The organism is Xanthomonas sp. CFBP 8151, from assembly GCF_011761885.1.
Lineage (GTDB): Bacteria > Pseudomonadota > Gammaproteobacteria > Xanthomonadales > Xanthomonadaceae > Xanthomonas > Xanthomonas arboricola_B.
Genome location: NZ_JAASQZ010000002.1, coordinates 1,423,080 through 1,447,760 on the forward strand (window position 1 = coordinate 1,423,080; position 24,681 = coordinate 1,447,760).

The following is a 24,681-nucleotide window of genomic DNA, read 5'->3' on the forward strand; positions in this document are numbered from 1 at the left end:
TCAAGGCGCAAGCGGCAGCCGCGCGTACCGCCGCTGCCAAAACCTTGCATCACACACCAGGGAACGACCGAAATGAAACGTAAAACCAGCTATCGCGGTGCGCTCGCGGCCTGCGGCCTCTCACTCGTCGTGGCCGCGTTGTGCATGGACGCTGCCGTTGCCGCACCGGTGACCGGGGCGGATACGGTCACGCTGAGCTATGTCTTTGCCACGCTGCAGACGGGCCAGCAGGATCAGAAACCCGAAGACATCGCGGCCTGTCGCAAGCAGGTTTCCGCACCGGGTTCCAAGTACCTGGGCTCGGCGGTCACCACCAAGTACTCCATCGACGTGCAGTCCAAGATGATGTCTGCGTCCTCGTCGCTGCCATCGCCTGGGGGCACGCAGCCGCTGACGCTGACGATACCGCTGGCGCCGTTGGGCTTGTCCGGTGAGTATGCCTTCGGTGCGTTTCGACCGAGTGCGCTGCCCAACACCTATGTGCTGTTCTCGGTCGGGCTGGACTTCAAGGGGCCGCAGTCGTCCGTGCTGGTTCTCAACAGCGACAAGACCTACAACTGCCTGGTGACCAGCAATCCGGCGCCGTTCAAGGGAGCACTGGGTACCAAACTGGGCAAAGACCAGGGCCGCTGATGCCTGCAACCGCCGGGTAATCGGTAAACGCGCCGAAGGCAGCTTCGGCGCGTTCGGCTGCTGCTTTCAAAGCAGCACTTTAGAGGGAGCGGGCGAAATGGCGGTTTATCACCGTACGCTCCAGATCAACTCCACGAGTCGATGACGTCCAGCGCCATCGCCGCGAACGGTGCCGTGTCGCGGGTGGCAACGGTCAGGCCTTGCGCGGCTGCCGTTGCAGTCATCCCCGCACCAGCAGCAAGTGAAATCCGGGGCCAACCTGGCCCTGCCACTCACCGATACGGCCCGGGCCCGCGCCATACCGGCTCGCCCTGCTTGTAGACCTCCATCATGTTGATGACCTCGCGGGCATCGCCGATGTCTTTGAGTTCCGGCGAGTCCGGCGGCAGCAGGCGGCATTTGCTGGAGCCGCGCTTGAGCGCGACTTCCAGCGGGCAGACCATGCGGTACTGGGTGCCGGGCAGGATGATGGCCACTTCCTGCATGCCCTGGTCGCGCCAGTTGCGCAGCTGGGTTTCGCTGCGCACTTCGTAATAGACCTGGTAGCCGCCCACATCCATGCTGGGCTGGGCGTTGTTGCGGTCGCGGCGGCGGCCTTCACTGATGGTGGGTGTGTTGGACATGCCGTCTTCGGCGGCATCGGCCTCTTCTTCGAGCATGCCGGGTGGGCGGCCGGTCCAGGTTTCGGGGCGGCGCTGCGGCGGCGACGAGGGTTCTGCCGGCGGTTGCGGCGGGGTGGGGCGCTGCACCGGCTGCGTCTGGCGCTGCTCGACCAGGCCGCCGCGGCGGGTGTTGCCTGCCGGCGGGACCGGGTTCTTGGCGGTCTTGACCAGGGTGGACTGCACCGGCGAGGCGGCCGGCGGCGGTTGCACGGGCGCTGGCGTTTGCGACAGCGGGGTGGGTGTCGGCGAGGGCGTGGGTTGCTCGGGCGTGGCGGTGTCGCCGACAAAATCCACCTTGGTGCGTCCGCCGCTGGCCGAGCCCTGCGGCGGGGTCATGGTGGGCGTGGAGGCCGACAGCAGGATCAGCAGCATCAGCACGTGCAGCAGGGCGCTGATCAGCGCGGCGATCCAGGGTTCGATGCGTTCGATCAGCGGCTCGGTGCGCGGCAGCCAGTCCTGCGTCTCCAGGCGGACGTGCAGCAGCTGCAGCGCGTCGTCGCGCACCCGGTAGACCAGCACATAGGGCGTTTGCTTGACCACCCATTCGCGGGTGCCGGCGACGCGGCCGGCGCGGCCGCGACCGGGTTGCTCGGCCAGGGTGCGGGTGGCTTCCAGCACCTGCCGCGCCATCGCGGCGGCGGCGGTCGGGTTGAGCGCGTGGTAGTGATCCTGGGCGTGTGCGAGCTGCCCGGCGGCCGGGACGGTCCAGTCACGCCGCAACATCAACGCCCCATCTGGCGAACAGTGCCGTCACCTGTGCCGGCGCGGCAAAGGCGCCCCGGTCCGCTGCGGCCATGCCGTCCAGTACGGCCGCCTCGAAGCTGGCGGTGCCCACGACGCGAACCACGTCGTCCCATCCTGCCGTCTCGGGCAGCGTGTCGATCAGCGTACGGGCTTGCTTGATGGCGGACATGGCACTGCGGTGGGGGAACTCTGCCGGCAAGTCTACCCGCGCGGCTCGGGTTCGCGTGTGGCAATGGCTGGCGCGCGGCCGGGCGTTCACGGGCGATGGCAACCAGGCCGGTCCTGCGCGAAGGTGGCTCGTCCGTCGCGAATGCCGCGCGCGGCGGTGGCCGCCCGGGCAACCCGCCTGCGCGCAGAAAGTGACACTTGGCACCTTGTTCGCTACGGGGGCTGGTTTCATCCTGCGTCGGTCACCTCACCCCGCATAAGGAATCGCCATGCCCGCTGCTGCCATCGCCCCGCTGACGCCGTATCTGCCGATGGCGGCCATCGCCTTTCTCTACTACCGGCGTATCCGGCGCAGCTTCGGCCGCCAGCCGTGGAAGCCGGTCGGCAGCGCGGTGCGTGCGGTGGTGCTGCTCATTGCGGCGGCAGCGCTGGCGTTCGCGGTGTATGGCTTGCCGCAGGTTCGGCCAGGGATCGCAGTGGGAACATTGGTCGGCATCGGGCTGGGTGCATTGTCGCTGCGCTATACGCATGCCGAATGGGCGGAAGGGCGCGGCTGGTATACGCCCAACCCGTGGATCGGTGGCGGCCTGACGCTGGTACTGCTCGGGCGCCTGGCCTGGCGCTGGGCCGATGGCGCCTTCAGCGCGGGCGCGGCGGCAGCCGGGTCGCAGGCCAGCCCGTTGACGCTGGGCATCGCCGCGGCGCTGGTGCTGTACTCGCTGGTGCATCTGGGCGGGGTGTGGTGGCGGCTGCGCCAGCTGCGGCTGCAGGCGTAACCGCACGCGCGTTTGCGGCGCTGGGCGCGCTACACCTGCGAGCGAAACGGGATCACCAGCTTCTCGCCCAGCTTCTGTAGCAGCGGCCGCTTGCGCCAGCGTTCCAGCGTGTATGGCTCGGCCCGTTGCAGGTCGCGCTCGAACACCTCGGTCATCTGTGCGGCCAGCGCGCGGTCGTAGACATTCAGGCTGGCCTCGTCGTTGAGGCGGAACGAGCGGATGTCGAAGTTGGTCGAGCCCACCGAGACCAGCAGGCCGTCGATGATCAGCAGCTTGGTGTGCAGCATGGTGGGCAGGAACTCGTGAATGGCGATGCCGGCCTGCAGCAGCGGCTCCCAGCTGGCCTTGGAGGCCAGCCGCACGGACACGGCATCGATGTGCTTGCCCGGCAGCAGCACGCGGATGCGCACGCCACGCGCGCGCGCTTCCAGCAGCGAGCGGGTGATCAGCGCATCCGGCACGAAGTAGGCGGCGGCCAGGTCGATGGAGCTGGCCGCCGCGGCAATGGCGATCAGGTACATCAGGTGCATGCTCTCGCTGCCGCCTGCCGGCGAGGCCACGAACAGCTGCGCATCGCTGTCGCCGGCCGGTGCCAGCTCGGGGTAGTACTCGGCGCCATTGAGCACGCGGCCGGTGCTCTTGATCCAGTTGTCGTTGAAGGCGGCCTGCACCTGCGCCACCACTGGGCCTTCGATACGGTAATGCGAGTCGCGCCAGTGCTCCGGGTCCTGCGCATCGCCCATCCACTGGTCGGCCACGCCGACGCCGCCGGTGAAGCCGATACGGCCATCGATTACCAGCAGCTTGCGATGGGTGCGGTTGTTGACGCGGTGCAGGTTGTACCAGGTCAGCGGGCGGTAGCGATGCACCTCCACCCCGGCGTCGGTCATGTCCTGGACCAACGAGGCATCCATCTTCAGGCTGCCGCCCCAGTCGATGGTGACGCGCACCTTGACCCCGGCGCGCGCGCGCTCGGCCAGCGCCTGGCTGAACTCGCGGCCGATCTCGCCCGACCAATAGATATAGGTTTCGAAGGTGATGGTGCGCTGCGCGCTGCCGATGGCGGCCAGCATCGCCGGGAAGATCTCATGGCCGTTATGCAGCACCTGGATCTTGTTGCCGGGCAGGATCGCCGGGCCCAGCAACACCGACATCTCGCGCTTGAACTGCGGGTCGGACACGTCGTAGCAATGGCTAGGGATGTGCTCGAGCTTTTTCTCAGGCGTGGCGAAGTTGAGCAACAGCAGCCCCACCAGCAAGGTGGTGACGACTGCGGCCACGATGATCCATGTCATGCGTCCAACCCCTGTTCCCGGACCGTTGCGGCCTTGAGCGGCCGGCATTCTGGCAAGGCTGGCGGCATGAGGGCTGTGAAGGATGGGGCGCTAGCTGCGGATCGGCGCTGGCGATACCGCAGAACACGTTCGCTGTAGCGGTGTTGCCATCATCAGCCAGCGGCAGCCGGGTTGTCGGTGGAAAACGCGATGTCGCGCTGGTTTTCGAGCGCGGCCAGCCGCGTGGTCAACGCATCGCGGATGGCGTGGTACGCGCTGCCGCCCATGACCAGGCGAAACGGCGGTGGCGATTGTTCGGTGCAGGCGATCATCGCCGCGACCATGCGCTCCGGGTCGCCGACGATGGCCCAGCTGCCGTCGTCCAGTGCGCGGCTGAGTGCGTCGACCGGCGTGCCGGCGTAGTCGGAGGGGATGTCGGTCCTGACCAGCGCGGTACCGAAGTTGGTGCGCGCCGGGCCGGGTTCGGCCAGGGTGAAATGGATCCCGAAACCGGCCACTTCCTGCGCAACGGCTTCGACAAAGCCTTCGATGCCCCATTTGCTGGCGTGATACAGGCTGAAACCGGGATAGGCGATCTGGCCGCCTTCGGAGGACACCTGCACCACGTGCCCGCCACCTTGACGACGCAAGTGCGGCAGCGCGGCCTGGATCAGCGTGATGGAGCCGATGAGGTTGGTGTCGATGACCGCGCGCACCTGCGCATCGGTGGCGGCCTCGGCCGCACCGAGCGTGCCGTAGCCGGCGTTGCTGATCAGCACGTCGATCCTGCCCAAGGTCTGAAAGGCTTGGGCCACGACGTTGCGCACTGCTGCGCTGTCGCGCAGATCGAGCTGAAACACGTGCAATGCCTCGCCGTGCAGTGTCTGCAGATCGGCCAGCGCATCCGCGCGCCGCACCGTGGCCGCGACACGATCGCCGCGTGCCAGCAGTGTTTCGACCAAGCCGCGGCCGAAGCCGGAAGATGCGCCTGTGATAAGCCAGGTCCTGGACATGGGCGTTGCCTTTGCGTGGGGAGGGAACACCACCCTAGATGCGGGGAATTGATGGGTCTATGCCCTAGAATTCGAATGTGTTGATGCGTTTTGACCACTAATGCCCAAGCCCACCTTCAATGACCTGGCCGCGTTCACCAGTGTGGCCGTGCACCGCAGCTTCCGGCGTGCGGCCACCGAACTGGGGCTGGCGCCGTCCTCGCTCAGCCACCTGATCAGCGCGTTGGAACGCAACCTCGGCGTGCGCCTGCTGCACCGGACCACGCGCAGCGTCTCGCTGACCGAAGCGGGCGAGCGCCTGTACGCGAAGCTGGTGCCGGCATTGCAGGATGTGGAGCAGGCGTTGAGCGAACTGGACGCCTTCCGCAGCGGGCCCGCCGGCACGGTGCGCATCAACGCGCCTGAAGTGGTGGTGCGGCTGTTGTTGCAGCAGGTGGTGCCGGAGGTGCTGGCGCGGTATCCGGCGTTGTCGGTGGATCTGGTGAGCGAAGGGCGGCTGGTGGATATCGTGGCGGCCGGCTTCGATGCCGGCATTCGCCTGAGCGAGTCGGTGCCGCAGGACATGATTGCGGTGCCGTTCGGCGGGCAGACGCGCTTCATCGCGGTGGCCGCACCTGCATATTTGCAGCGCGCCGGCAGCCCGGACACGCCGGACGATCTGCATCGCCACGCGTGCATTCGGCATCGCATGCCAAGCGGCAGGCTGTATCGCTGGGAGTTCGAGCGGCGCGGTCAGGAGCTGGCGATCGATGTGCCGGGGCGGCTGACGCTGGATCAGATTCTGATGATGGGCGAAGCCGCCGAGGCCGGCCTTGGCATCGCCTATGTGCCCGAGCACGCGGTGATGGCTGCACTGGCGCGCGGCACGCTGGTACGCGTGCTGGAGCAGTGGTGCCCGGCCATTCCGGGACTGGTGCTGTATTACCCGGGACATCGCCAGATTCCACCGGGCCTGCGCGCGTTTATCGATACGCTCAAGCAGGTGCTGCCTTAGTCATCGATCGGTATCCAATGCGGCAAATCGCTTGCTGCGCCGACGCCGAAAGCGGGCTGAAGCGCTAAGACGACATCAGTGCACGTCGGTGTGGAACGACACAAGCGCACGCTCCGCGTTGGCTGCCGCCCGCTCGCAAACCGGACGCACTAGCCGCTTGCGTGGCGCCTGCCTATGCGCCGAAATGCTTACATGCGTCACACAAGCGCGCACCTATACTGCCGGGTGTCCCACCCACAAGGTTCTGACTGCATGAGCGCACCCCCAACGTCCCCGATCGCCGCCGGTTCTGGCGCAGCTCCCGGTAGCCTTCGCCGTTCGGTGTCCAACACGCTCAAGGGATCGGCCGGCAACCTGGTCGAGTGGTACGACGTCTATGTCTACTCGGTGTTTGCCACCTACTTCGAATCGCAGTTCTTCTCCAAGGAAGACAAGAACGCCACCATGTTCGTGTGGGCGATCTTCGCGATGACCTTCCTGATGCGTCCGATCGGTGCGTGGTACTTCGGCCGCTTCGCTGACCGCTATGGCCGCCGCCTGGCGTTGACCATCTCGGTGTCGATGATGGCGCTGTGCTCGTTCGTCATTGCGGTGACGCCGACGGTGGCCACGATCGGCATCGCCGCGCCGATCATCCTGTTGCTGGCGCGCCTGCTGCAGGGCTTTGCCACCGGCGGCGAGTACGGCACCAGCGCGACCTACATGTCCGAGGCAGCGATTCCGGGCCGGCGCGGGTTCCTGTCCTCGTTCCACTACGTCACGCTGGTCGGCGGGCACGTGCTGGCGCAGACCACGCTGCTGGTGATGCTGCATTTTTTCGATGCGCCGCAGGTATCCGAGTGGGGCTGGCGCGTGGCGTTCGGCCTGGGCGGCATCGGTGCGTTGGTGGTGTTCTGGCTGCGCCAGACCATGGACGAGTCGCTGAGCTCCGAATCCATCGCCGACTCGCGTACCGGCAAGGCCAAGGCATCGGGCTCGATGCGCGAGCTGTTCGTCAACCAGTGGCGCCCGCTGCTGCTGTGCTTCCTGATCACTGCCGGCGGCACGATCGCGTTCTACACCTATTCGGTGACCGGGCCGAAGATGATCCAGACCGCGTTCGCCGGTGGCGACGTGATGGCCGGCACCATCATCAACCTGGTCGCGCTGACGGTGCTGATGCTGATGCAGCCCATTGGCGGTTGGCTGTCGGACATCGTCGGGCGCAAGAGCTTGCTGGTGTTCTTCGGCATCGGCGGCGTGCTCTACACCTGGTTCCTGGTGATGGAGCTGCCCAAGCAGACCGACTGGTTGACCGCGTTCGCCATCCTCACCGTGGGCTTTGTGATCCTGACCGGCTACACCTCGATCAATGCGGTGGTGAAGGCGGAATTGTTCCCGACCCACGTGCGTGCGCTGGGCGTGGGCCTGGGCTATGCGTTGGCGAACTCTGCGTTCGGTGGCACTGCGCCGTTGTTGTACCAGGCCGCGTTGAAGACCGGCCACGTCAGCGAGTTCGTGATCTACGCAACCGCGGTGATCGCAGTATCGTTGGTGGTGTACATGTTCTTCCTGACCAACAAGGGCAGCAACTGGCTGGATGACGAAGCGGCGATGCATCAGCGCAAGCGCTGATGTGTTGATGCAACCGGAAGCTTGATAGCTAGCTTCCTTCTCCCGTCGGGAGAAGGTGCCCGAAGGGCGGATGAGGGTACGTGCGAAGCCTCGTGTCATTTACCGCCAGTGGCTTCGCCCCGTACCCTCACCCCACCCCCCGCGCCTCGGCCCGCGCTTGCGGCGCGGGCGCTCGAAGGAACGCGCGCCAGTGGCGCGCAAGCAGTCCCTTATCGCCCCGAGGGGAGAGGGGCTAAAGCAGGCGGCTTTTGTGTGATGTCTTTGGGCCGCTGTACCGTCTTTGCAAACACGCTGTAACGCAGCCCAATCAAACCCAGCAGCGCTTCATCGCGATGCGTCCCTGCCGGTACCTTGCCCACGCGCGTCAGCGACGCATCCAGGCGATCGCGTAGCGCATCGGACCCAGGCAATGGCCGCTTGTGTGCAACCTGCTGCCGGTAGTGCGCCGCAACCTCGGCCAGGATCGCGTCAACCGCCTCTCTGCTCGGCTGCGGCAGGCCATGCCGCGCGCTGCGCAGTTGCAGGATGTTCAAGCCCACGCGGACTTCGTTGAGCATATCCACCGAGGCCAGCTCGCTGCCTTCCGGGGTCAATGCCAGCCGGGGCGCGAGCAGGCCAAGCAGGTCCAGCATGCGGGCGGCAAAGTGCTGCCGGTCCTGCGCGCCGCGGCCCTCGGCGGCATCGGCCAGCGTGCGCCAGCCCTGGCGCACCAGCCGGCGCGCGCTCCATTCGGCGCCCACCGAGCGGAACAAGCGCGTCAGCACCACGGCAAATCCAATCCCCAGCACCATCGCCACCGCCGCGTTGACGAAGCTCTGGATATTGGCGTTGTAGGTGTTCTGCAGGCTCAGCAGCGCGGTGAGGTTCACCACCAGCGGCAGCGCGATCAGCATGGTCTTGGGGCGATGCAGCAACGCGCCGATCGGCAGGAATACCGCCGCCAGCACCAACACCAGCATCGGGAAATCGTGGATGGCCGGGAAGATGCCGAACAGATAGATGCCGGCGACCACGCTGGCCACCACCGCCCAGGTCAGGAACGACAGCATGCTCGGCGCCGGGTCGTCCTGCGCGGCGAAGAATGCGGCAGTCACCGCCGCCATCATCGCGCCGTTGCCACCGCCTTCCCAGCCGATGCCGATCCACAGCACGCAGTACGCCATCAACGCAAAGCCCGCGCTGAGGGCGGAAAACGCGGCCATGCCGAAATCGATATGGCGGGGGGTGCTGGCAGCTGCCGGCGCGTCGGTTGTGTCGCGCGGTGACCAGGTCAGCCGCTGCAGCAACGAAGATTGCGTGCGCGAACGCACAGCAGGTTCGCTTTGTGCAGTGGTAGCCCGTTCGGATGATTCCGCCGTTGCAGGTGGTTTCGCCGCAGCCGGCATCGCGCGCAGCACCGGCATCGCCGTGCCGTGCACCACCGCCTGCTGCAGCGCGCGGCAGTCCTGCCACAGGTCGAGCAGCTCTTCCAGCCGCAGCAGCAGGCTGGCCAGCAGCAGATGCTCGATGTCCTGATCCACCACCGGGCGCAGTGCGGCGATGCGTGCGCGCAAGGCGCCGACGTCTGCATCGCTGGGTGCGTCCTCGCCCTGGTCCACCCAGGCTGCGACGTCCTCCAGCAGCGCGGCGGTGGCGAGCGGCAACGCAGACCCATCGCGCTGTAACGCATCCAGCCGATCGGCCATCGACGACAGCACCGGCAGCAGCATCAGCATGCGTGCGCGCAGCTGCTCCAGCGTGGGGACGGCACCGGCATGGCGTGGGTCGTCGTGGCGCACGAAAGCGATCAAGGCCTCGAACTGCACCAGATCGGCGGCCAGCCGATTGCGCGGTGCCTGCGACGGGCCGCGCTGCAGCACCTGCCGGCACCATTGCGCGGCGTCCTGCATCCAGTTGCCGATGCGCGCGGTGAGCATCGGCTTGACCGAGGCGGGGAAGACCAGCGCGGCGAACAGCACCGCCATCACCGTGCCCAGGATGATCTCCTCGCTGCGCGCCACCACGGTGTCGAAGATGCCCTCCGGCGCGGTCACCGCCGGGAAGCCGATGAAGGCGGTGGTGTAGCCGGCCAGCAAAAACGCATAACCGCGCGGGCCGCGATTGAGCAGCGCCAGGAACAGGCAGGCCGACAGCCACAACGCCATCGCCGCGCTGAGCAGCAGCGGCGTTTCCACCAGGTTCGGCAGCATCACCAGGGTGGCCGCGCCGGCCAGCAAGGTGCCGAGCACGCGGTACACGCCCTTGGCGCGGGTAGGGCCGAGCAGCGGCTGGGAGACGATGTAGACCGTGGCCATCGCCCAGTACGGCCGCGACAGATTGCCGGCCAGCCCCACGTACAACGCCGCGATCGAGGCGGCGAAGGTCTTGGCCGAAAACAGCCAGGCCTGGCGATCGCGCAGCAGCGCACTCATCGCGCGGCAGTCGGGTCGGTGCGGCCGGCGGCTGCTTCCCAGCCGCCGCCCAGCGCCAGGAACAGCTGCAGTTGATCCTGCGAGACCTGCGCCTGCGCATTGGCCAGCGTCATGTCGGCGGTGGCCAGCGTGCGCTCGGCATCCAGGCTGGACAGATACGGCGTGCGCCCGCCCTGGTACAAACGCCGGTTCTGCGCCGACGCCAGGTCGGCCTGTTGCTGCGCCTGTTCCAGCAGATGCAGGCGGTCCAGATCCTGCGCGTAACGCGACAAGGCGGTCTGCACCTCGCGCAGCGCCTGCAGCACGGTGTTGTCGAACTGCGCCAGCGCCGCGTCCGCGCCGGCCTCGGTGGCGCGCACGCGCGCACGCGCACCGCCGGATGGCAGCGTCCACGAGATCAGCGGGCCGAACGACCAGGCATGCGTGGCCGGCTCGCCGAAGTCGGCCAGCAGGCCGGTGGCACCAATCGAGCCGCCCAGACGGATATCCGGATACAGCTCGGCGGTGGCCACGCCGATGCGCGCGGTGGCTGCCGCCAGCCGGCGTTCGGCCTGGCGCACATCCGGGCGACGCGCCAGCAGCGCGCGGCCGTCGCCGATCGGAATCGGGCGCTGCAGGGCCGGCGCGTGCGCACAGCTGTCCACGCCGGCCGGCACCTCGCCGGGGGTCTTGCCGAGCAGCGCGGCCAGTTGGTAACCGGCGGCCTGGCGGCGCGCGCGCAGCGGCGGCAGCGCCGCTTCCAGCATCGCCACCTGCGCGGTGGCGCGGGCCAGATCGGGCGGGGTGCCGCGGCCGGCAGCGATCAGGCGCTGGGTGATGTCGCGGCTGCGCTGCTGCAACTGCAGCGAATGCTCGGCCACGTGCAGCTCGTGGTTGGCGTGGCAGATCTCCACGTAGCTGCCGGCCACCTGCGCGGCCACGTTGACGCGCGCCAGGTCGATCGCGGCCTGGGCGACCTGCGTGTCGGCCTGCGCGGCCTCGGCACCGCGTTGCAGCTTGCCGAACAGATCGAACTGATACGACACCCCGAACTTGCCGTCGGCCAGGTTGAACACCGGCAGCTTTTCCTGCTGCAGGAAGGCCTCGGCCGAGACCTGCGCGCGGCTGACGCCGGCCTCCACCTCGTAATCGAAACCGCCCGCGTCCAGCGCCTGTTCGTAGACTGCGGCGGCGCGGCGCAGGTTGGCACCGGCCACCTTCAGCTCGATGTTGTCGCGCAAGGCCTGCTCGATCAGGCCATCCAGCATCGGGTCCTGGTACAGCGCCCACCAGCGTGCCGGCAGCGGTGCGCCGGCCTGCACCTGGTCGTTGCCGGTGTCGCCAAACGCGGCATTGGCGGCCGGGCGCTGGTAGGCCGACTCCGCCGGCACCGCGTAGTTCGGCCCGACCGTGGTGCAGGCGCTCAAGGCGGCCAGCAGCGTGGCCAGTCCCAGGGGACGTAATCCGGTGCGGTTCATGGCGCGGCCTTGGCCGGCACGCGGGCAGGCGCGGTGGCGGCGTCGCGCACGGCGTCCGGCAGGATGGTCACGGTGGCGGTGCGCCCGGCGATCAGCTGCACATGCGCCGGCACCCGATCCAGCACGATGCGCACCGGGATGCGCTGCGCCAGCCGCACCCAGTCGAACGCCGGCGTGACGTTGGGCAAGGCGCCGGCACTGCCGCTGCGGTAACGGTCCTCGATACCGGCGGCAATGCTCTGCACATGCCCGTGCAAGGTGGCCGGCTCGCCCATCAGGTGCACGTCCACGCGCTGGCCGGCATGCACGCCTTGCAGGCGGGTCTCTTCGAAATAGCCATCGACGCGGAACGAGCCGGTGTCCAGCACCGCCACCACGGGGCGCCCGGCGCTGACGTAATCGCCCACGCGCACGGTGCGGTCGCTGACATGGCCGTCGGCCGGGCTGCGCACCTGCGTGCGGTCCAGGTTGAGCTGGGCCAGGTCCACCGCCGATTGCGCGGTGGCCACCGCCGCCTGCGCCTTCTGCACATTGGAGCGGCGCACCTCGGCATCTTCGGCGGCGACCAGGTCCTGCAGGCTGCGGTCGCGCGCGATCTCGCGGCGCAACTGGCTCAAGGTGGCCTGGCGCTCGGCCAGCGCGGCGCGCGCCTGCTCCAGCGCGATCGCATAGCGCGCACGGTCCACCACGAACAGCAACTGCCCGCGCCGCACCGCCTGGTTGTCGGCCACCGCCACTTCCTCCACCAGCCCGGACACATCCGGCGCCACCTGCACCACATCGGCGCCCACGTGCGCATCGCGCGTCCACGGCGCTTCCATGTAATAACGCCACAGGTGCTGCAGCACCACGGCCGCCACCACCACCATTGCCAGGGTCAACAGCGCCGGCCCCGCGTTCTTGATCAGCTTTTTCACGATTGCATCCAACGGGTAAGGGAAAACAGGCCGCCCAGCAGCGCGATGTACAGCGCCAGGTTGAACAGCGCCGGGTGCCAGATATGCCGGTACGCACCGGCCCGGGTCAGCAGCGCGCCGATGGCGCTGTTGAGCAGGTAGGCCAGCGTCATCAACGCCAGCAAGGTGGGAACGAACACACCGTAGAGACTGAATTCGCCGTACATCGGGCACATCCTGGGCAATGGGGAACAACCACGTCCGGCGCCGTGCGCAATGCGCACCGGGCCATCCGGAACGTCACAACCGGCGTCGCAGCGCGACGCCCGACAGCGGGCTCAGTCGGGCTGACTCAGCCGCGCGTGCGCCTGCGCGATCTGCTCCCACAAGGTCAGCACCACCTGCACCTGCGCCTCGCTGAGCGCGCCGAACACCTCCGCGCGCAGCGCATCCAGGCGGATCTCGATGCGCCCGACCAGCGCCTGGCCTGCGTCGGTGAGCCACAGCTGGTTGGCGCGGCGGTCGCTGCTGTCGGCCTCGCGGCGCACCAGCGCCTGCGCGCACAGCTTGTCCAGCAGCCGCACCAGGGAAGGGCCTTCCATGCCCAGTTGCTGGGCCAGCGCCACCTGGCGGATGCCGCCGCCGGAGCGGCCGATCATCAACAACGGCCCGGTGCAGGCGCTGGACAGCCCGAATTCGGCAAATGCCTGGTCGGCCAGCCGCTGCCACTGGCGGGCGGCGACCAGCAGGCCGGAGCTGAGCTGGGCGCGGGGGGAGAGAACGCTGTTCGTCATAATAGATAGGATGCTATCAATTCAACAATGAATCAATAGTCACTGAACCCGGGCAAGCCGGCGCAACCGCCACTGGGGCCGCTGGCCCGTCCTCGGGTACCATGCTCGCCCCCTTTGGGTGCACCCTGCGCATGAGCCAGTCCGACCAGCCCGATTCCCCCGTCACCCAGGCCCAGGCCGAAGATGCCGTGCGCACCCTGCTGCGCTGGGCCGGCGAAGACCCGGTCCGCGAGGGCCTGCTGGACACCCCGCGGCGGGTTGCCGAAGCCTATGGCGACTGGTTCAGCGGGTACCGCGAGGAACCGCGCGAGTACCTGGAACGCACCTTCGAGGAAGTGGCCGGCTACGACGAACTGATCGTGCTACGCGACATCTCCTACGAAAGCCACTGCGAGCACCACATGGCGCCGATCATCGGCAAGGTGCACGTGGGCTACCTGCCGCGCGGCAAGGTGGTCGGCATCAGCAAGCTGGCGCGCGTGGTGGAAAGCTATGCGCGGCGCTTCCAGGTGCAGGAAAAGATGACCGCGCAGATCGCCCAGTGCATCCAGGACGTGCTGCAGCCGCGCGGCGTCGGCGTGGTGGTGGAAGGCTCGCACGAATGCATGACCACCCGCGGCATCCACAAGCGCGGCGTCAGCATGGTGACCTCCAAGATGCTGGGCAGCTTCCGCGAGGACGCGCGCACCCGCGCCGAGTTCCTGCAGTTCATCGAAGTGGGCGGCAAGCGTTGAGGCAGCCGTTGCCGTCGCCATGAAGCACCAGGCACGTATCGCCGGCTATCGCCAATTGCGCGAGCAGCCGGTGTGGAAACTGCTGGCCGCCGACCACGCGCCGGAGCTGATCGGCCTGCTGCAGACGGTGTTGCTGGACGGCGAACGCCGCCTGCCCTCGGCCGTGCTGCACGAGCGCCTGCAGCGCCAGCTCGACGCGCTGCGCGCCGACGAACTCTCGCGCGAGTTGCCGCGTACCGCGCAGGCCTATCTGGCGCATTGGCTGGCACAGGGCTGGCTGGAACGTCGCCTGCCCGAGGGTGCGGCCGAAGAAGAATACGAGTTGTCGCGCGCGGCCACCCAGGCCATCCGCTTCATCGTCGGCCTGCGCGAGAGCAGCAGCAGCGCCACCGAAAGCCGCCTGTCGCTGGTGATCCAGCAGCTGGTGCAGCTGGCGGGCCAGACCGAAGCCGACCCGGAGCTGCGCCTGGCCGCCCTGCGCGAAGAACGCGCGCGCATCGATGCCGAGATCGAACGCGTGGCCTCCGGCCGCGTGGCCGCGCTGGATGGCAAGCGCGCGCTGGAGCGTGCCCGCGACCTGATCCATCTCTCCGACGAGCTGGCCGAAGATTTCCATCGCGTGCGCGACGATTTCGAACAGCTCAACCGCCAGTTCCGCGAACGCATCATCGACGACGAGGGCGCACGCGGCGACGTGCTGGAGCAGCTGTTCAACGGCGTGGACGTGATCGCCGACAGCGAGGCCGGGCGCACCTTCGAGGCGTTCTGGAGCCTGCTCAACGACACCCAGCAAAGCAGCCAGCTCGATCAGGCGCTGGATGCGCTGCTGGCACGCGGCTTCGCGCGCAAGCTGGACCGGCGCGAACGCGCCTTCCTGCGCGGGTTGACCGGCACGCTGCTGGAGCGCGGCGGCGAGGTGCACACGGTGATGCAGCACTTCGCCCGCAGCCTGCGCGGTTTCGTGCAGAGCCGCGGCTATCTGGAGCAGCGCCGGCTCAATCAATTGCTCAAGCAGGCGCAAGGCGAAGCCTTGCAGCTGCGCGACAGCCTGCACGCCACCACCGCCACCGGCTACACCCAGGCGTTGAGCGCTGCCCGCCTGCGTTCGCTGTCGCAGTGGCGCCTGCACGACCCGCGCCTGACCCAGGTCGATGGCCGCGTGCAGGCCGCCGATGCGGCAGACATCTCGCTCGACAGCGTGGGCGATCTGGTCGCGCAATCGGAGATCGACGTGCGCAGCCTGCGCCGCGACCTGCACGAGCTGCTCGGCCAGCGCCCGCGCCTGACCATCGGCGATGCGCTGCAGCAGCGCCCGGCCGCGCAGGGCCTGGGCAGCGTGATCGGTTACCTGTCGCTGGGCACGCGCCACGGCGTGGTGATCGACGGACAGATGGAAACGGTGCAATGGGAAGGCGGCGACGGCGCCCTGCGGCGCGCACGCATTCCGCTGGTGTGGTTCACCCGGGAGAAACGCAATGAACTGGACTGAGGACACCCGCCTGGACGCGGACGAGGACAGTGGCGCGTCGGCCGATGCCGGCCGCACGCCGCTGACGGAGACATCGCCTGCACAGCCGCGCGGCGAACTGTTCCTGGGCGACACCGGCACGCTGCCGTTCGACGCGCGGCGCGCGCTGTGCCAGCTGCTGGCCGGCCCCAGCATCGATGCGCAACGCCACGGCGCGTTGTGGCCTGCGCTGCTGCGCAACGAGGCGGCGATCCGCCAGGTGTTGTGCGAGCTGTTCCTGGAGCTGGTGCTGGACCGCGAGGGCGGGGTGGCCTTCACCCGTCAGGCCGACACCGCCGAGCTGGAATCGCCGACCCTGCTGCGCAGCGCGCCGCTGACCTTTATCGAGTCGGTGCTGCTGCTGTTCCTGCGCCAGCAACTTGCCGAAGCCGATACGCGCGGCGAGCGGGCGGTGGTGGACGAAGCGCAGTTGGTGGAGGCCTTGTCGGTCTACGAGAAGAACGTGTCCACCGACCGCGCCGGATTCGCGCGACGGGTGCTGACGGCGATCGGCAAGATGCGCGAGAACCAGTTGCTGTCGCGGCTGCGCGGTAGCGAGGAGCGGTACGAGGTCTCGCCGGTGCTGAAGTTGCTGTTCTCGGCCGAAGACGTGCAGGCCCTGGTGGTGGCGTATCGCGGCTTGCGCGAGGGAGATGTTGCGTTCGACTAAGTGCCTTCTCCCATCGGGAGAAAGTGCCCGAAGGGCGGATGAGGGGACGGCCGATCGCGATGCCCGAGTACGACGTCCGGGACATGTGGAGATAAGTGTCGTCGTGCGCTGTGCGATGGACATCTCACACCTCGTCGAACGCGATCGCTTTTTCCACCGGCTGCAGCAAGGCATCCAGCTCCCTCGTCGACCGGCATGCCGCCCCCCATCACGTCAACGCAGACCATCGCGCCCCGTAGGAGCGGCCCAGGCCGCGAAGGGACGTACCCGATCACCGTCAGCCGCCGCAGTACCTGCTTGTCCAGCAACACCCCGCTTCAAACAGTCGTGATGTGATTCGTCTTCAGCGTTACCCGTCATCCCGTTTTGGTGAGTGAGCCATGAATTCCCAGTCCAACCTGTCGCCGGCACAGCCGGGCGCGTCCTTGTTCACTGATTCGCTTGCCGAGCAGCGCGCTCAGCAGTTCCGCATGCGGCGCTTGCAGGTGCACAACTGGGGCACGTTCAACGGCTTGACCGAGGTGCCGATCGCCGAGAAGGGCTTCCTGTTCGTTGGGCGCTCCGGGTCGGGCAAGTCGACCTTGCTGGATGCGATGTCGGCCTTGCTGACCCCGCCCAGCATCGTCGACTTCAATGCAGCCGCACGCGAGGCCGAGCGCAGCGGGCGCGATCGCAGCCTGGTGTCTTACGTGCGCGGTGCCTGGGCCGATCAGCAGGACAGCGCCTCGGGCGAGATCGCCACCCAATACCTGCGCAAGGGCGCCACCTGGTCGGCGCTGGTGCTGGAATACCGCAACGCGCACGGCGAGACGGTCAGCCTGATTCGCCTGTTCTGGATCGCCGGCAGCGGCAATGCCGCGGCCGATGTGCGCCGCCATTACATGGTCGCGCCGCGCAGCTTCGATGTGGCCAGCGAGCTGGATGGCTTCGATCTGGATTTGCGCAGGCTCAAGGCGCGCCTTGGCGAGGAAGTCGCGCATTTCGACGGCTTTGCCGGCTACGCAGAGCGCTTTCGGCATGCGCTGGGCATCGGCAACGAGATGGCGTTGCGGTTGCTGCACAAGACCCAGTCGGCCAAGAACCTGGGCGATCTCAATGTGTTCCTGCGCGGCTTCATGCTGGACGAGCCGCGCACGTTCGAGGCGGCCGACCGGCTGGTGGAAGACTTCGCCGAACTCGATGGCGCACACCATGCGGTGGTCACCGCACGCCGGCAGGTGGAAACGCTCAGCCCGGCACGCGAGCACCATGCGGCGCTGATGGCTCTGCGCCACAGCGTCGGCGAGTTGCGCGAGCTGCAGCTGGGCGTGGACAGCTACCGCGAACAGCAGCGTCTGGCCTTGCTGGAGACGCGCCTGCACGAACTCGACAGCCAGGACCGCGGGCTGGCCGGCGAAGAAGGCCAGCGGCGTGAGTCGCTGGACAATCACGAACAGAAACTCGCCGGGCTGGAACGCGAACAACGCGCCGCTGGTGGCGAACAGATCGAGGAACTCGAACGCGAGCGCGCCCGGGTCGAGCGCGAGCGCGACGAGCGCCTGCGGCGGCGCGTGCAGATCGAACAGGCCTGCCGCCAGCTCGGCACGGCCCTGGCCGCAGGCGCCAGCGGCTTTGCCGAGCAGATCGCGCACGCCCAGACCGTGCTCGAGAACGGCAAGCACGATGCCAGCGCGCTGGATGAGGCGATCGCCGAGCGCATGGGTGCGCGCCGCGACGATGAGCGGCGCTTTGCCGAGATCCGCGCCGAACTGGATGCGTTGAAGCGCGCCCCGTCCAGCATGCCGGCACCGATGCAGGCCTTGCGCGCGCGTCTGTGCGAGGACACCGGCATTGCCGAAGCCGCGCTGCCGTTCGTCGGCGAACTGGTGCAGGTGCGCGAGGATCAATCAGCCTGGCGCGGTGCGATCGAGCGCGTGCTGAGCGGTTTTGCGCAGTCGCTGCTGGTGGACGACCGCCATTACGCGCAGGTCAGCGAGTGGGTCAACCGCACCCAGCTCGGCACGCGGCTGGTGTATTTCCGGGTGCGCCGCAACGATGCACTGCATGCGCGCACGCCGGACGCGCGTGCATTGCCGGGCAAGCTGCAGCTGCGCGAGCACGCCTTCACCGAGTGGCTGCGCAACGAGTTGATGCGTCGCTTCGACTACGAATGCGTCGACAACGCCGCCGCGCTGCGCAATGCCGACCGCGCCATCACCCGCGAAGGGCAGGTCAAGCATCCCGGCGACCGTTACGAAAAGGACGACCGCCATGCGGTCAACGACCGCAAGCGCTGGTTGCTGGGCCACGACAACCGCGACAAGCTCAAGGTGTTCGAGCGCGAAGCGCAGACGCTGGCCCAGCGCATCGCCGGTTGCGATGCCGACGTGGCCGCGCTGCGCAAGCAACGCGAGCAGGACCAGGAACGGCAGCTGGCCGCGCACACCCTGGTGGAGCGCGACTGGGACGAGATCGATGTCGGCCCCAAGCTGCAGCGCCTGAGCGATATCGACGAACAGCTGCAGCAGCTGCGCGAAGGCAACAGCGGCCTGCGCGCGCTCGGCCAGGCGATCGAGACCGCACGTACCTTGCGCGACCAGGCCAAGCGCACTTACGAGGACGTGCGGCTGGAGCGCGCGCAGCTGGCACGCGAGCGGGTTCGGCTGGAACAGCAGCACGCTGCCTGTGCCAGCCGTGCCGGCACCGCCGCGCTCACGCCCACCCAGTTGCAGGGCCTGCGCGAGCGCCTGGCGGCGTTGGCACCGCTGTCGCTGGACAATCTGGAGGCGCATTTCCGCGTGGTCGAGCGTGGCCTGGCCGAGCAACTGGCCGAGAGCCAGGGCCGCGACAGCCGGCTCAGCGCGCAGCTGCTCGATTGCTTCCGCAAGTACTGCCAGCAATGGCCGGAAGACAGCGGCGATTTCACCGTGAGCCTGGCCAGTGCCGACGATTTTCTCGCGCGCCTGGATCGCCTGGAGAGCGATGGCCTGCCGCGCCACGAGCACCGCTTCTTCGATCTGCTGCAGACCCAGAGCAAGAACAATCTGCTGGCCCTGCAGCGCCACACCGCCGAGGCCCACAAGGGCATCAAGCAGCGCATGGACGAGGTCAACGCCAGTCTGGAGCAGGTGCCGTTCAATCGCGGCACGCTGCTGACCATCGAGGTCAGCGACCGTCGCCTGGGCGAGGTGCAGGAATTCCAGCAACAGCTGCGCGCGGTGCTGTCGCATCAACAGACCGAAGACCGCGCACTGGCCGAAGCGCAGTTTTCCACCTTGCGCGCGTTGGTGGCACGCCTGGGCGCGCAGGAACCGGACGCACGCCGCTGGCGCGAGCAGGTGCTGGACGTGCGCCAGCATGTGGAATTCATCGGCGTCGAGCTGGATGCGCAGACCCGCGCGCAGGTGGAGATCTACCGCAGCGGCGCCGGCAAATCCGGCGGTCAGCGCCAGAAGCTGGCGACCACCTGCCTGGCCGCCGCGTTGCGCTACCAGCTCGGCGGCGAAGACGGCGAGTTGCCGCGCTACTGCGCGGTGGTGCTGGACGAAGCCTTCGACAAGGCCGACAACGAGTTCACTGCGCTGGCGATGAACATCTTCGAGAACTTCGGTTTCCAGATGGTGGTGGCCACGCCGCTGAAATCGGTGATGACGCTGGAGCCGTTCATCGGCGGTGCCTGCTTTGTGGAAATCAGCGGCCGGCACAACTCCGGCGTGCTGCTGATCGACTATGACGAGCAGGCGCAGCGACTCCAGTTGCCCGAGCGCTCGCGCGGGGATGAGGCAGCTGTAGCGGATACGCAGCAGGCGGTGAGTGCTGCGCAGCGCGAGGATGCATCGCGTTCGACGCAGGGCCAAACGCGTATGGACAGCGCCGGTGCCGTCTCCGGCGCTGAGGGTGCGTCACTTCAGGACGTCCCTACACAGGACGACGGGGCGGCCAAGGCGAGCAAGCGCGCCAGCAAGGTCGCGCCGGTATCGGCGCCGGCCGTTCAAGCCGCGCCGAAGTCCTTGAAAACAGCCGCTTCTAACGGAGGTGCGGGATCAGGCAAGTCGGCAGCGGCGAAGACCGCAGCGGGCAAGGCCGCGTCCGCCAAGGATGCACCAGCCAAACCTGCATCAGCCAGGCGTGCATCGCCTGCAGCGGGTAAATCGCGCAAGCCGGCAACGCCGACCAAATCCGCCAAACCAGCCAAAACGCCAGCGAACACCGGGACGGCATCCAGGCGCGCGACCGCGGCCGTCAAACCGACTGCCAAGCCGAACAAAGCCGCGACAACAGCGGCAGCGCCGAAGAAGCCTGCTGCCAAGTCGACGGTGGCGACCAGGCGCGCCACCACTTCGCTGGGTGGCGCAACCAAGACAACTACGGCGCGTAGCGCGACCAGGCCCGCGCCAACCAAGCCCGTGCCAACCAAAACCGTGGCCAAGGCGCGCCCTGCGTCCACGCGCGGATCTGCAGGCAAGCCGCGCGGAAAACGCTGAGCGCGCCGCCTGGATGCCTGCCTCACCGCGCTGCGGTCGCAGGCGTCGCAAGCCGCGGCGCAGCAAGGCGGGCGCGAAGATAAGAATCGTTATCATTAACGGCCCAGATGTGCCCGCTAGCGCGCATCGTCCCGCTGAAGATCCCGATGACCCCACTGCCTGCGCCTCGCCACCTGTTGTTCGTGTCCCTGCTCGCCTCCATGCCGGCCGCCGCCCAGGAGGCCAGCCTGCTCGACGCCATCTTGGTCAGCGAAAAGCGCGCCCTGTACCGGCCGGAAAAGGCCGCCGGCGCTACCCGCACGCAGACGCCGGTGGAGCGCATTCCGCAGGCGATCCAGGTGGTGCCGCGCTCGGTCATCGACGAACAGCAGCTCACCCGGCTGGTGGATGTGGTGGCCAATGTCTCCAACGTGCAGCCCGGCGGCACCCAGGGCAATCGCTCGGAAACCTTCGTCATCCGCGGCTTCGAGGCGTCCTCGTATGCGGTCGACGGCATCCTGCTCAACCCGGCGCAGAACTTCACCGAGACCGTGCGCGATCTGGCCAATGTCGCCCAGGTGGAAGTGCTCAAGGGCCCGGCCGCAGTGCTCTACGGACGCGGCGAACCCGGCGGGGTGATCAATCTGGTCACGCTGCGCCCGGATGCGGTGTTCGGCGGCAACGCATCGGTGCAGGTGGCCGAACACGGGCTGCGCCGCGTGCAGTCCAGCGTCACCGGCCCGCTGAGTCCGACGCTGTCGGCACGGCTCAGCGCCGCCGCGCAGGAAACCGGCAGCTTTCGCGCTGCGCAGGCCGATGGCGATCGCGTGTTCGTGTCGCCCTCGCTGGCCTGGCGGCCGAACGCGCAGCTGCGCGCCGATCTGGATCTGGAATACACCCGCCAGACCAGCCCGGGCGATCGCGGGCTGGTCGCCATCGACGGGGTGGTGCGTGGCCCGGCAGAGCGCAGTTTCGGCGAGCCGTGGTCGCGCAATCACGGCACTTCGCGCACCGCACGCGGGCGCATCGAATATGACGCCAACGACTGGCTGACGCTGCGTCAGATCCTCAATCACCAGGACGGCGACAGCGGCCGCGACGTGGCCGACTTCACCGGTTTCAGCGCCGACCGCGCCTTCCTGCAGCGCCGCGCCGTGCGCCAGGACCAGCAGGTGCGCGCAACGACCTCGCAGACCGAAGCGCTGGCGCATTTCGCCACCGGCCCGCTGCGCCATCAGCTGCTGGCCGGCGCCGAGTACGTCGATGCGCATCGCCACACCGACGAAGCGCGCGCGCCGCTGGCACGCATCAGCGTGCGCAACCCGGTGCAGGGCGCCTTGCCGGGCAGCTATGTGCCGGCGCGCGAAATCGATGTCGATGCGCGCTATGCCGCGCTGTACCTGCAGGACCAGATCAGCATCGGCGAGCGTTGGGACGTGCTGGCCGGCGTGCGCTGGGACGACGTGCAGCAGACCACCAGCGACAACGGCGCGCGCACCCGCGAAGACGGCCGGCGTGCATCGCCGCGCATCGGCGTGGTGTGGAAAGCGGCGCCGCAGCTGTCGCTGTACGCCAATACCTCCACGTCGTTCCGGCCGCGCAGCACCACGCTGTTTTCCGGCGGCAGTGCACCACCGGAGACCGGCCGCCAGTACGAGCTCGGCCTGAAGGGCGCGCTGTTCGACAACCGCGTGCTCGCCACCGCCGCCGCGTTCCAGATCACCAAGGACAACGTCGCCACCAGCGATCCTGACAACAGCGGCTTCGTGCTGGTCACCGGCCAGCAACGCGTGCGCGGGCTGGAGCTGGACATCACCGGCGAGCTCACCCGCAACTGGCGGCTGATTCTGGGCGCCGGCTATCTGGATGCGCAGGTCACCCGCGACACCGTCATCCCGGCCGGCAACCGCCTGCGCGGCGTACCGCGGGTCAGCGCCAGTCTGTGGAGCACCTATCACGTCGCCAGCGGTCCGCTGTACGGGCTGACCCTGGGCGCCGGTGCGGTGCATGTGGGCGAGCGCGAAGGAGATCTCGCCAACAGTTATCGCATTGCCGGCTACACGCGCTTCGATGCCTCGGCGGCGTACCACTTCGGCGGCCGTTACCAGCTGGCGCTGATGCTGCGCAATGTCGCCAACCGCTTCTACATCGAGCAACCGGTGACGCAGACCACCAATTATCCCGGCGCACCGCGCACCTTGTCGGCGACGCTGCGTATGGATTTCTAAACGCTATGCAGCAGATCCCAACCCATCTTGCCGATCAGCATGACGACCAGCACCAGGAACAACGTGCGGATCAGCGGCGTGCCGCCGCGTAGCGCCATCCGCGTGCCGGCGACCGCACCGGCCACGTTGCCACCGCCATCGGGATGCCGATCGCCAGCATCACCTGGCCGCTGGGCAGGAAGAACGACAGCGCCGCCAGGTTGGTGGCCAGGTTCACCACCTTGGCCGCGGCCGAGGCGCGCAGAAAGTCCAGCCCGAAAAAGCGGATGAACAGGAAGATCAGGAAACTGCCGGTACCGGGACCGAAGAATCCGTCGTAGAACCCGATCGCCGCGCCCATCGCCAAGGCAGTGATCAATTCGCGCCGGCCGATCTGGCGTGGGCGATGCAGCGCACCGAAGTCCTTCTTGATCAGCGTGTAGACCAGCATCGCGATCAGCAGCACCAGGATCAGCGGCCGCACCGCCTGCTTGGGCATCAGGCTGACTGCGGTCGCGCCCAGAAACGAAAACGTAAACGCCGCCACCGTCGCGTACAGCACCGGCCGCCACGGAAAGCGCACGGTGCGCGCATAGCGCCACGCCGAGGCACCGGTGCCGAACATCGCGCTGAACTTGTTGGTGCCCAGGATCAGCGACGGCGCCTGCTGCGGCAGGGTCGCAAACAATCCCGGCAGCTGGATCAGGCCACCGCCGCCGACTGCCGCATCCACCAGCCCGGCGACAAAAGCGATGCACAGCAGCCACGGCAACTCGGTGGGGATCAGTTCCAGCAAGGCGACGCTCCGCACGACGGGGCGACAGCATAAACGCGCAGAAACCCCGCTTCCCACTTTGCCACTTCCCACTTCCCACTTCCCAATTCCCGCACAATCGCCAGATGCCGACTTCCACACCCACCGATCCCTGTCCCTGCGGCCGCGCCGCCGCCTACGCGCAGTGCTGCGGGCACTACCATGCCGGCGCCGCCGCGCCCGATGCCGAAACCCTGATGCGTGCGCGCTACAGCGCCTACGTCCGCCGCGATGTGGCGTACCTGCTCGCCAGCTGGCATCCGTCCACGCGCCCACCCGAGCTGTCGCTGGACGAGGGCGGCCGCACCACCTGGCTCGGCCTGACCGTGCAACGCGCCATCGAGACCGGCACCGACACCGCCGAGGTGGCGTTTCTGGCCCGCTACCGCATCGGCGGCGGCAGCGCGGTGCGCATGACCGAACACAGCCGCTTCGTACGCGAAGACGGCCGCTGGTATTACCTCGACGCGCGCTGAGCAGGGCCCTGCTCGAGCGAGGCCAGCGATCAGGCACGTCATGAAGCCATTCAGTCCGACGGACGGCACGGACCGGGGCGATTTCTCGACGCCACGTTCGCAGCCGATCCCGGAAGCTTGCCGCCTCGGCGGAGCTCGCCGCGGGGCGGACACGATGATGGCAACCTTCAATCTCTGGCAGTGGGTGCTTGTGGCCATCGTGGTGTTCGCGATCGTGCTGCCGGCGTGCCTGGCCACGGCACTGATCTGGTTTGGCCCCCGCCACGACGCCCCGCGCAGGACGCGCGCCCGACGTATGTCCGACACCAGCCCCGCCAGCCCGGCGTTGTCGCTGCTGACCGGCATCACCGGCGACGGCAGCTAGGCGCGGCGATCGGCGCCGCTGCATTGCCGCG

Annotated in this window: 21 protein-coding genes and 1 pseudogene; 11 read left to right on the forward strand and 11 right to left on the reverse strand. The window is 68.1% G+C overall.

Annotated features, from left to right (window positions below; all coding sequences use genetic code 11):
* Positions 1–72 precede the first annotated feature (72 nt).
* The gene (locus tag FHT08_RS14040) at positions 73–633 is read left to right on the forward strand and encodes a hypothetical protein (protein WP_166775411.1); all 561 of its coding nucleotides are present in this window, start codon (positions 73–75) and stop codon (positions 631–633) included.
* A 125-nt stretch (positions 634–758) separates the two neighbouring features.
* Here the strand turns inward: FHT08_RS14040 and FHT08_RS20145 are convergent, their stop codons facing one another.
* Genes FHT08_RS20145 through FHT08_RS14055 form a run of 3 tightly spaced genes read right to left on the reverse strand, consistent with a single transcriptional unit; the run spans position 759 to position 2,208 of the window.
* On the reverse strand, positions 759–857 hold the full coding sequence (locus FHT08_RS20145; protein WP_166775412.1) for a type II toxin-antitoxin system VapC family toxin: 99 nt from the start codon (positions 855–857) through the stop codon (positions 759–761).
* A 48-nt stretch (positions 858–905) separates the two neighbouring features.
* Positions 906–2,018, reverse strand: coding sequence for a type II toxin-antitoxin system RelE/ParE family toxin (locus FHT08_RS14050; RefSeq protein ID WP_166775413.1), 1,113 nt, complete (start codon positions 2,016–2,018; stop codon positions 906–908).
* A complete protein-coding gene (locus tag FHT08_RS14055; RefSeq protein ID WP_166775414.1) occupies positions 2,005–2,208 on the reverse strand; it encodes a hypothetical protein in 204 nt (67 codons plus the stop codon). The genes FHT08_RS14050 and FHT08_RS14055 overlap by 14 nt, the downstream gene beginning before the upstream one ends.
* A gap of 268 nt (positions 2,209–2,476) precedes the next feature.
* Between FHT08_RS14055 and FHT08_RS14060 the strand changes: the two genes are divergently transcribed.
* Positions 2,477–2,983, forward strand: coding sequence for a hypothetical protein (locus FHT08_RS14060; protein ID WP_104607383.1), 507 nt, complete (start codon positions 2,477–2,479; stop codon positions 2,981–2,983).
* 29 nt (positions 2,984–3,012) lie between these two features.
* On the opposite strand, the gene FHT08_RS14065 is transcribed toward FHT08_RS14060, so the two are convergent.
* A complete protein-coding gene (locus tag FHT08_RS14065) occupies positions 3,013–4,278 on the reverse strand; it encodes a phospholipase D-like domain-containing protein (RefSeq protein WP_166775415.1) in 1,266 nt (421 codons plus the stop codon).
* Positions 4,279–4,430: 152 nt separating this feature from the next.
* Positions 4,431–5,270 (reverse strand): SDR family oxidoreductase, encoded by an 840-nt coding sequence (locus tag FHT08_RS14070; protein WP_104607384.1) that lies wholly within the window; start codon positions 5,268–5,270, stop codon positions 4,431–4,433.
* A gap of 100 nt (positions 5,271–5,370) precedes the next feature.
* On the opposite strand from FHT08_RS14070, the gene FHT08_RS14075 reads away from it, so the two are divergent.
* Positions 5,371–6,264: a LysR family transcriptional regulator gene (locus tag FHT08_RS14075; protein WP_166775416.1), complete on the forward strand. Its 894-nt coding sequence runs from the start codon at positions 5,371–5,373 to the stop codon at positions 6,262–6,264.
* Between the two features lie 252 nt (positions 6,265–6,516).
* Positions 6,517–7,878: an MFS transporter gene (locus FHT08_RS14080; protein ID WP_166775417.1), complete on the forward strand. Its 1,362-nt coding sequence runs from the start codon at positions 6,517–6,519 to the stop codon at positions 7,876–7,878.
* A gap of 209 nt (positions 7,879–8,087) precedes the next feature.
* Here FHT08_RS14080 and FHT08_RS14085 read toward each other — a convergent pair whose 3' ends face one another.
* The 5 genes from FHT08_RS14085 to FHT08_RS14105 all read right to left on the reverse strand — a co-directional run bounded on the left by FHT08_RS14085 (position 8,088) and on the right by FHT08_RS14105 (position 13,436).
* Positions 8,088–10,289 carry an FUSC family protein gene (locus FHT08_RS14085; protein ID WP_166775418.1) on the reverse strand — a complete coding sequence of 734 codons (2,202 nt, stop codon included), beginning with the start codon at positions 10,287–10,289 and terminating at the stop codon, positions 8,088–8,090.
* Entirely contained in the window at positions 10,286–11,746 is a 1,461-nt protein-coding gene (locus tag FHT08_RS14090; protein ID WP_166775419.1) for an efflux transporter outer membrane subunit, read from the reverse strand. Before FHT08_RS14090 ends, FHT08_RS14085 begins: the two co-directional genes overlap by 4 nt.
* Positions 11,743–12,663, reverse strand: a complete 921-nt coding sequence (locus tag FHT08_RS14095) for an efflux RND transporter periplasmic adaptor subunit (protein WP_166763759.1) — start codon at positions 12,661–12,663, stop codon at positions 11,743–11,745. Before FHT08_RS14095 ends, FHT08_RS14090 begins: the two co-directional genes overlap by 4 nt.
* Positions 12,660–12,878 (reverse strand): DUF1656 domain-containing protein, encoded by a 219-nt coding sequence (locus tag FHT08_RS14100; protein ID WP_024939640.1) that lies wholly within the window; start codon positions 12,876–12,878, stop codon positions 12,660–12,662. The genes FHT08_RS14095 and FHT08_RS14100 overlap by 4 nt, the downstream gene beginning before the upstream one ends.
* Positions 12,879–12,980: 102 nt before the next feature.
* On the reverse strand, positions 12,981–13,436 hold the full coding sequence (locus tag FHT08_RS14105) for a MarR family winged helix-turn-helix transcriptional regulator (protein WP_024939641.1): 456 nt from the start codon (positions 13,434–13,436) through the stop codon (positions 12,981–12,983).
* Between the two features lie 131 nt (positions 13,437–13,567).
* Between FHT08_RS14105 and folE the strand changes: the two genes are divergently transcribed.
* The 5 genes from folE (at position 13,568) to FHT08_RS14130 (ending at position 23,017) form a co-directional block, all read left to right on the forward strand.
* On the forward strand, positions 13,568–14,170 hold the full coding sequence (gene folE / locus FHT08_RS14110; protein WP_166775420.1) for a GTP cyclohydrolase I FolE: 603 nt from the start codon (positions 13,568–13,570) through the stop codon (positions 14,168–14,170).
* Between the two features lie 19 nt (positions 14,171–14,189).
* Complete coding sequence (locus tag FHT08_RS14115; RefSeq protein ID WP_016902174.1) at positions 14,190–15,659, forward strand: DUF3375 domain-containing protein; 1,470 nt, start codon at positions 14,190–14,192, stop codon at positions 15,657–15,659.
* Positions 15,646–16,347: a DUF4194 domain-containing protein gene (locus FHT08_RS14120; protein ID WP_166775421.1), complete on the forward strand. Its 702-nt coding sequence runs from the start codon at positions 15,646–15,648 to the stop codon at positions 16,345–16,347. The genes FHT08_RS14115 and FHT08_RS14120 overlap by 14 nt, the downstream gene beginning before the upstream one ends.
* Positions 16,348–16,727: 380 nt before the next feature.
* Positions 16,728–20,810 carry an ATP-binding protein gene (locus tag FHT08_RS14125; protein WP_166775422.1) on the forward strand — a complete coding sequence of 1,361 codons (4,083 nt, stop codon included), beginning with the start codon at positions 16,728–16,730 and terminating at the stop codon, positions 20,808–20,810.
* Positions 20,811–20,956: 146 nt separating this feature from the next.
* On the forward strand, positions 20,957–23,017 hold the full coding sequence (locus FHT08_RS14130) for a TonB-dependent siderophore receptor (RefSeq protein WP_166775423.1): 2,061 nt from the start codon (positions 20,957–20,959) through the stop codon (positions 23,015–23,017).
* Here FHT08_RS14130 and FHT08_RS14135 read toward each other — a convergent pair.
* A pseudogene (locus FHT08_RS14135) lies at positions 23,014–23,792 on the reverse strand (TSUP family transporter). The gene FHT08_RS14130 and the pseudogene FHT08_RS14135 sit on opposite strands and share 4 nt — an antisense overlap.
* A gap of 104 nt (positions 23,793–23,896) precedes the next feature.
* Between FHT08_RS14135 and FHT08_RS14140 the strand changes: the two are divergent.
* Together FHT08_RS14140 and FHT08_RS14145 are read left to right on the forward strand one after the other, a co-directional pair.
* Complete coding sequence (locus tag FHT08_RS14140) at positions 23,897–24,286, forward strand: YchJ family protein (protein ID WP_166775424.1); 390 nt, start codon at positions 23,897–23,899, stop codon at positions 24,284–24,286.
* Positions 24,287–24,443: 157 nt separating this feature from the next.
* Positions 24,444–24,650, forward strand: a complete 207-nt coding sequence (locus FHT08_RS14145; protein WP_166775491.1) for a hypothetical protein — start codon at positions 24,444–24,446, stop codon at positions 24,648–24,650.
* The last annotated feature ends 31 nt before the right edge of the window (positions 24,651–24,681 follow it).